Consider the following 796-nt stretch of genomic DNA (forward strand, 5'->3'; position numbering starts at 1 on the left):
CTTCCTGCTCCGGGCCCTTCCTGCTCCGGGCCCTTCCTGCTCCGGGCCCTTCCTGCTCCGGGCCCTTCCTGCTCCGAGCCCCTCTGGCTCCGGGCCCTTCCTGCTCCGAGCCCCTCTGGCTCCGGGCCCCTCTGGCTCCGAGCCCCTCTGGCTCCGAGCCCCTCTGGCTCCGAGCCCCTCCTGTTCCAAGCACCTCTGGCTCCGAGCCCCTTGTCGGCTCCCAGCTCCGCAGCCTTGCCAAGTCCTTCTCGACCCGCCGTATGCGCGCCTTCTTCGCACTCCCGAGAGCGAGCCGCGCGGGAACAGCGGTAGTCGCGCACGCGGGAACGGCGGGGCCTGCGGGGAACCGCCACGGCCACTGCCCCCGAAAGCTGTCAGAGTAGACGGCGACCCATCGAGCCCGACGGCGTCGACGCGCGATCAAGCCTGGCCACGTCACCGCGCGATCGAACCTCGGCGACGTCAGTGGTCGAATCTCGGTGACGTCAGTGTGGTCGAGCCGTGGTGACGTCAGTGTGGTCGAATCTCCGTGATGTCAGCGCGGTCGAATTACGGTGACGTCAGCGCGGTCCGATCCTCGGCGGCGTCAACACGGTCGAGCCTTGGTGACGTCACCGCGCGATCGAGTCTTGGCGACCCCGTAGGTCGCCTCTCCGGCGCGAAAGCGGTCGGCGTCGGCGGCACCGGTTCACCGGGATCTCCACCCGCGCGCCCCGCGCGCCCCGCACGTCCGCGTCCCCCGCACGTCCGCGTCCCCCGCACGTCCGCGTCCCCCGCACGTCCGCGTCCCCCGCAC

The sequence above is a fragment of the Actinoallomurus acaciae genome, from assembly GCF_042429965.1.
Lineage (GTDB): Bacteria > Actinomycetota > Actinomycetes > Streptosporangiales > Streptosporangiaceae > Actinoallomurus > Actinoallomurus acaciae.